A 6,324-nucleotide genomic window follows, 5' to 3' on the forward strand; every position below is an offset into this window, starting at 1 on the left:
GACATTGTGGACGAGGTCTATCTGACCGTGTTCGAGCAGTTCGACGCCAGTCGGCTGGACGCGCAGAAACTGCGCACGCTGCTGTTCACTCTGGCCGATGAGAAGCTGGACGAGGTGATCGAGGAGTTCCGCCAGCACCGGGGTGATCTGTCCATCGAGCAGCTGGCCGAGCAGGAGCTGAAGACGCTGGAGGAACATGTCACCGCCGACGCCGATGGCGAGGTGGTGTTCGTTGAGGATCTGGATGACATCAGCTATCACCTGGACGATGAGCGGACGAAAGTGTGGCTGCTGGACGAAGGCTTTGAGCAGGAGCTGGTGGAAGTGCTGGACCTGCCGCGCGAGGCATTGGCCAGCCGGGCCGGTCGTGAGGCGCTGGCAGCCACTTATCAGAACCTGCCGACGCTCAGCCGCATTGTGCTGGACCTGCGTACCCGTGGTGGCCTGAGCGTCACCGAGATCGCCGAGGTACGCGGCCTGACGCCGGCACAGGTGGAAAAGCTGCTGGCTGCGGTGCGCAACCGTTTCCTGCGGGCGCTGGAAGCCTGTTGAGCAGCGCTTTTCCTGCGCGTAAAAAGGCGGGCCATACCCGCCTTTTTCGTCATAGCAGGGTGTGAAAGCGCAGGTAGCTGCCGCTGGCCAGCGGCGCGCGGCGCAGGTCGGGTTCAGCCGCCGCCAGCCGCGCCGGTGCGCCTTTATCCACCAAGGCCGTGAGACTGGGCAGGGCGTCATCCGGCAGCCAGAAGCGTCCGCCCATGCCGGGCAGCATGGGGCGGGCGGCCAGCTTCCATCCGGTATCGGTCAGATAGCGCCTTTCAATGTATCGTCTTAAGGCATCTGTCGGTCGCCCAAGCACGGCGGCGGCGCGCAGCAGCAGGGCATGATCTTCCAATGTGGCGTCTCCGGCGGGGCGGCGCCCGATCAGCGCCCTTGGGGGGCGTTTGCCCATGAGCAGGTGGTGCAGGCGTTCAAACAGCTCAGTTGCCTTGTTGCGCCATGTGTCTTCGCCGCTGGCCTCGGCAGCGGCCTGATACGCCTCCACCATCAGGGCGTTCCAGCCGAGCAGCTGCTTGCTGTCCCGTGCGGGCTGCGGCTTTGCGGCTGCAAGTTTGCGGCGGATGGCGGGCCAGCGGGGATCCTCAATGGGTTCCGGGAGCCATTTGCCGTCCCATGGGCCGGGCTGGTCCAGCTGCCAGGCCTTTCTGATCAGGTTGAATGTTTCCGCATCCAGCACCCGTTTTAGCTCGGAGCGGGTCCACAGATAGTTGCCGCCTTCCTCTCCATGGGCATCCACGGCGGACAGGCTGCCGAAGAACAGGCCCGTTTTCGGGTTGAACAGCTGTGCTTCGACAAAATGTAGCGTCTCAAGTCCGATGTCGATCCAGTCCCGGCGGTCGAAGCGTCGGCCTGCCCGGCAGTAGAGGGTGGCCAGCTGGGCGTTGTCATAGAGCATCTTCTCGTAATGGGGCGTGTGCCACTCCGGATCCACCGTGTAGCGGAAGAAGCCGCCATGCACATGATCGCGCAGGTGGCGCGAGGCCATCTGCTCCAGCGTCAGCGTAAGCCATTCCCGCACGGTGTCGGGCAGTCCGTTCAGACTGGCGACGCTGAGCAGCAGCGGCGACTGGGGAAACTTCTGCTGCCCCTTCAGACCGCCGGAAAAATCATCCATCTCTTCCCGCAGCCGCTCCAGAAACAGGGTACGGAACGCCTGACGCTTCAGTGTTGGGCGTGCATCGGGATCGTAGCGCCGGGGATGGGGTAGCGCCCTACGTGCAGCGGCACGGATCTCGTCAGGCCGCTCGGCCCACAGACGCGCCGCCCGCTCAATGATCTCCATGAACGGCTTTTTCGGCTGATAGAGAAAGCTGTAGAAGGGCAGGCCATCTGGCGTGAGCAGCACGTGAATGGGCCAGCCGGCCCGCCCCGTGGTGCGCTGAGCGAAATCGATGAGATAGCTGTCCAGCGCCGGGTCCAGCTCCCGGTCCACCTTGACGGGAATCGTGTAACGGTTGAGCACGGCGGCGGCATCCGGATGGAGGTAGACGTCTTCTTCCATGCGGTGGCACCAGTAGCAGGAGAAGTAGCCGCTGGAGATGAAGATGAGCCGGTTGTGCGCCTGCGCCTGTTTCAGTACGGCGTCTGACCACAGGTGCCAGTCCACCGGATTGTCGCCGTGCATGGCCAGATAGGGGGAGGGATTGCCCTTCAGGGCATTGGCCAGTGCGGCGGGCGCGGCCAGCAGGGTGGCGATGAAGGTGCGGCGGGAACGGGGTCTCCCCCATTTTTGCAGGATGGTTTTTTCCGCGCCCGGCTCAGGCGTCTTTTTTGCCCGGATTTTCACGTTCCTGGGCGGTTTCCGGCCCGTTTTCGGCGTTTTCATGGGCATCGGCCTCCTGTTCGGTGCCGTCACCCTCATTATGCGCATCTTCGCCTTCCAGCGCGCGCATTTCCGCTTCGATCTGGTCGAATTCGGCGTCCCAGTCGAAGTCGTCGTCTTCCCGGTCGTCGCCTTCGCTGGAGGCCTCGATGTCCTGATCTTCCGCCGGTTCCGGCGCGCGTGGCTGGCCGTCCTCGTCGAAACTCAGTCCCTGTTCGGCGGGGGCGTCCACCACCAGCGGCGAGGCAGCGGCTGCCGCTGCCGGAGTGGTGGTGCGGGTTGTCTCCGGTGCCGGGCTCTCGGGTGAAGGCGTCTCGGGGCCGGTGGGAGCGCCGCCCTGCGGGCCGTCCGGTGGTGTGGGGTGGTCATCTTCGGAGGTGTCCGTGTCATCTTCGTCGTCCCGGTCGCGGGTCAGCAGGGCGCCGATCCAGACGCCCAGCTCGTAGAGCAGCCACATGGGCACGGCCAGCAGGGTCTGGGAGATGACATCCGGCGGGGTGAGCAGCATGCCGATGATGAAGGCGCCGACGATGATGTAGGGGCGCATGTGGGCCAGCTTCTTTGCACTGGTCACGCCGGTGAGAATCAGCAGCACCGTGGCCACCGGTACCTCGAAGGCGACGCCGAAGGCAAAGAACATCTTGATGACGAAGTCCAGATAGAGGCTGATGTCGGTGGCGATGGTGACGCCTTCAGGCGCGGTGCCGGTGAGGAACTTGAACACCAGCGGAAAGACCACGTAGTAGGCGAAGGCGCCACCGGCGTAGAAGAGAAAGACGCTGGAGGCCAGCAGTGGGCCGACCAGCTTTTTTTCATGCTCATACAGCCCGGGGGCGATGAAGGCCCAAAGCTGGTAGAGAATGACCGGCATGGCCAGGTAGATGGCCAGCACCAGCGACAGCTTGAACGGGGTCAGGAAGGGTGAGGCGACCGCCGTGGCGATCATGCTGCCGTTGTCGGGCATGTAGCGCAGCAGCGGTTCGGCGATGAACAGATAGAGGTCGTTGGCGAAGGGGAACAGCACCAGAAACAGCACGATGACCGCCAGCACCGCCTTGGTGAGGCGGTCGCGCAGTTCGAGCAGGTGCTCGACCAGCGTCATTTCCTTGTCTTCGGGAGGCAGGGCGCTGTGGGTCATGAGGTCTTGGTCGGAGCCGGTTCTGCCTTGCGGTCGGAAGGCTGTGCCTTGACGGTGCTGTTGCGCCCGGAGGCGGTGTTGCGTGTGCTGTCGGGCCGCTCAGCGGTGGGGCGCACGCCGTCCCGTTCCGGGTCATTGAACTCGGCATGCAGCGGCGGCGGCTCTTCTCCACCGAAGGTGGGCCGCTGCAGCTCTTCCAGGTTCAGTTCGTCCTGAAGGGTTTCCTGCGCCTCGCGCAGATTGCCGTAGAGGTCGTTCTGCAGGTCCCGCTCCACCTGACGCAGGGTTTCGGCTTCCTCACGCAGGTCCAGCTCGCGGCGCAGCTGTTCGACGGTCTCGCGCAGTTCGCTCTCTTCGCGCACGGACTGGATGAAGCGGCGCGTCTTGCCCACGAAGCGTCCGATCTGACGGGCCACTTCTGGCATGCGCTGCGGGCCGATCACCAGCAGGGCGATGATCAGCACCAGAAACAGTTCCAGTCCGCCGACGTCGGAGAACATGCTCAGGCTTTGGGTGCGGTGTCGTCAGACTTCTTTTCTTCCGCCTTGGCTTCGAAGACCTGACCGTCGGGCTGCTTCTGCTCCACCGCCTCGGGCTTGGTCTCTTCTTCCTTGATGGACTGCTTGAAGCCCTTGATGGCGGCGCCCAGGTCAGAGCCGACGCTGCGCAGGCGCTTGGCGCCGAACAGAACCAGGACGATGGCGAGAATGATCAGAAGTTGCCAGATGCTGATACCCATAATGGTGTTGCTCCTTGAAGTTGAATCAGTTGCCCATCAGGTGGATGTGCAGGTGAAAGACTTCCTGTCCGCCGGACTCACCGGTGTTGATCAGGGTCTTGAAGCCGTCCAGGTCGTGGGCCTGCGCCAGCTGCGGCAGCAGCAGCATCATGTGGCCCATCAGGTCCTTGTCTTCGGGCGTCAGATCGAACAGGGTGGGAATGCGCTTTTTGGGAATCACCAGCAGATGCACCCGCGCCTTGGGGTTGATGTCCTTGATGACGATGCACTTGTCGTCTTCGTAGATGATGTCGGCCGGAATCTCCCGGTCGATGATCTTTTCGAATACGGTCTTCTCTTCCATGGCCAGGCTCCTGAGGTGATCGGTTGGATCACGGGGCGGTCGCGGTTGGCGACCCGTAAACCGAAGCTGCCCGGGGATCGCCCGGGCAGCCCGTTCAGTCGTTTGTCATCCGTTCTGCTGGCGCCGGGCCTTCTCTTCCAGGCCGGACAGGCCGAAACGGCGCGCCAGTTCTTCCAGCACCTGCCGCGAGGACAGGCCCTGAGACGCTAATAATACCATGGTGTGAAACCACAGGTCAGCCACCTCGTAGACAAGATGCTCGGCATCGCCGTCCTTGGCGGCCATGACGGTCTCCACCGCCTCTTCGCCCACTTTCTTCAGAATGGCGTCCAGCCCCTTGTGGTAGAGACTGGCCACATAGGAACTGTCAGGTGCGGCGTCTTTGCGCGCCGCCAGCACCTCATCCAGCTGATTGAGAATGTCGTTCACAGTCGCACCTCGATGCCCCGTTCGGCCATGTGTCGCTTGGCCTGTTCAACGGTGTATTCGCCAAAGTGGAAGATGGAGGCGGCCAGCACGGCGTCGGCCCCGCCTTTCAGCACGCCGTCTGCCAGATGGTCCAGATTGCCCACGCCGCCGGAGGCGATGACGGGAATGGAGACCCGCCCGGTAATGGCGCGCATCAGCTCCAGGTCGAACCCCTGCTTGGTGCCGTCCCGATCCATGCTGGTGACCAGCAGCTCGCCGGCACCCATCTCGGCCATGCGCTCGGCCCAGTCCACCGCATCAATGCCGGTCTCCCGTCGACCGCCGTGGGTGAAGATCTCCCAGCGGGGCGGCTCGTTCTCGCCGCTGACTCGTTTGGCGTCGATGGCCACCACGATGCACTGGCTGCCGAACCGGTCGGAGGCTTCCTGCACGAAACCGGGGTTGAAGATGGCGGCGGTGTTGATTGAGACCTTGTCGGCGCCGGCGTTGAGCATGCGGCGCACGTCGTCCACGCTGCGGATGCCGCCGCCGACGGTCAGCGGGATGAACACCTGACTGGCCACCTGTTCGACCACGTGCACCATGGTCTCGCGCTCGTCGGAGCTTGCGGTGATGTCGAGGAAGGTAAGCTCGTCGGCCCCTTCCGCATTGTAGCGGCGGGCGATCTCCACCGGGTCGCCGGCGTCGCGGATGTCCACGAACCGCACGCCCTTGACCACGCGGCCATTGTCCACGTCCAGACAGGGGATGATGCGCTTGGCAAGACCCATGTCAGCCTCCCGTCAGTTCATCCAGCAGACGCTGGCCTTCAGCGAAATCCAGCGTACCTTCGTAGATGGCGCGGCCGGTGATGACGCCGGTGACACCCTCTGCGGCCAGCGGCGCCAGAGCCCGCAGGTCATCCAGATTGGTGACGCCGCCGGAGGCGATCACCGGGATGTCGATGGCGCGGGCCAGCCGGGCGGTGTCGTCCACATTGACGCCCTGCAGCATGCCGTCACGACCGATGTCGGTGTAGATGATGGCTTCCACGCCGTCCTGCTCGAAGCGTCGGGCCATGTCGATGACTTCGTGATCGGTCACTTCCGCCCAGCCATTGATGGCCACTTTGCCGCCCTTGGCATCCAGCCCCACCATGATATGGCCGGGAAAGGCACGGCAGGCTTCATGGACGAATTCCGGTTCGTGCACGGCCTTGGTGCCGATGATGCAGTACTGCACACCGGCGTTCAGGTAGGTCTTGATGGTTTCCAGACTGCGGATGCCGCCGCCGATCTGCACCGGCAGATCGGGAA

At 63.8% G+C, this 6,324-nt stretch carries 9 protein-coding genes; 1 reads left to right on the forward strand and 8 read right to left on the reverse strand.

Features of this window, described 5'->3' with window-relative positions; genetic code table 11:
• The coding region (locus tag F8K16_RS05700; protein WP_294948122.1) for a hypothetical protein at window positions 1–552 on the forward strand (552 nt) is incomplete at its 5' end.
• 49 nt (window positions 553–601) lie between these two features.
• Here the strand turns inward: F8K16_RS05700 and F8K16_RS05705 are convergent.
• The 8 genes from F8K16_RS05705 to F8K16_RS05740 all read right to left on the reverse strand — a co-directional run.
• A complete protein-coding gene (locus F8K16_RS05705; protein ID WP_294948124.1) occupies window positions 602–2,344 on the reverse strand; it encodes a thioredoxin domain-containing protein in 1,743 nt (580 codons plus the stop codon).
• Entirely contained in the window at window positions 2,316–3,518 is a 1,203-nt protein-coding gene (tatC, locus tag F8K16_RS05710) for a twin-arginine translocase subunit TatC (protein ID WP_294948126.1), read from the reverse strand. The genes F8K16_RS05705 and tatC overlap by 29 nt, the downstream gene beginning before the upstream one ends.
• Window positions 3,515–4,018, reverse strand: a complete 504-nt coding sequence (locus F8K16_RS05715) for a twin-arginine translocase TatA/TatE family subunit (RefSeq protein ID WP_294948129.1) — start codon at window positions 4,016–4,018, stop codon at window positions 3,515–3,517. Before F8K16_RS05715 ends, tatC begins: the two co-directional genes overlap by 4 nt.
• A gap of 2 nt (window positions 4,019–4,020) precedes the next feature.
• Entirely contained in the window at window positions 4,021–4,257 is a 237-nt protein-coding gene (locus F8K16_RS05720; RefSeq protein ID WP_367122773.1) for a Sec-independent protein translocase subunit TatA, read from the reverse strand.
• A gap of 25 nt (window positions 4,258–4,282) precedes the next feature.
• Window positions 4,283–4,600, reverse strand: coding sequence for a histidine triad nucleotide-binding protein (locus F8K16_RS05725; RefSeq protein ID WP_294948131.1), 318 nt, complete (start codon window positions 4,598–4,600; stop codon window positions 4,283–4,285).
• A 105-nt stretch (window positions 4,601–4,705) separates the two neighbouring features.
• Window positions 4,706–5,029 carry a phosphoribosyl-ATP diphosphatase gene (locus tag F8K16_RS05730; protein WP_294948133.1) on the reverse strand — a complete coding sequence of 108 codons (324 nt, stop codon included), beginning with the start codon at window positions 5,027–5,029 and terminating at the stop codon, window positions 4,706–4,708.
• Complete coding sequence (hisF, locus tag F8K16_RS05735; protein WP_294948135.1) at window positions 5,026–5,799, reverse strand: imidazole glycerol phosphate synthase subunit HisF; 774 nt, start codon at window positions 5,797–5,799, stop codon at window positions 5,026–5,028. Before hisF ends, F8K16_RS05730 begins: the two co-directional genes overlap by 4 nt.
• A 1-nt stretch (window position 5,800) precedes the next feature.
• Window positions 5,801–6,324, reverse strand: a 524-nt coding sequence (locus tag F8K16_RS05740) for a HisA/HisF-related TIM barrel protein (protein WP_294948137.1), incomplete at its 5' end; no start/stop codon positions are given.

Source organism: Sulfurivirga sp., from assembly GCF_015490265.1.
GTDB lineage: Bacteria > Pseudomonadota > Gammaproteobacteria > Thiomicrospirales > Thiomicrospiraceae > Sulfurivirga.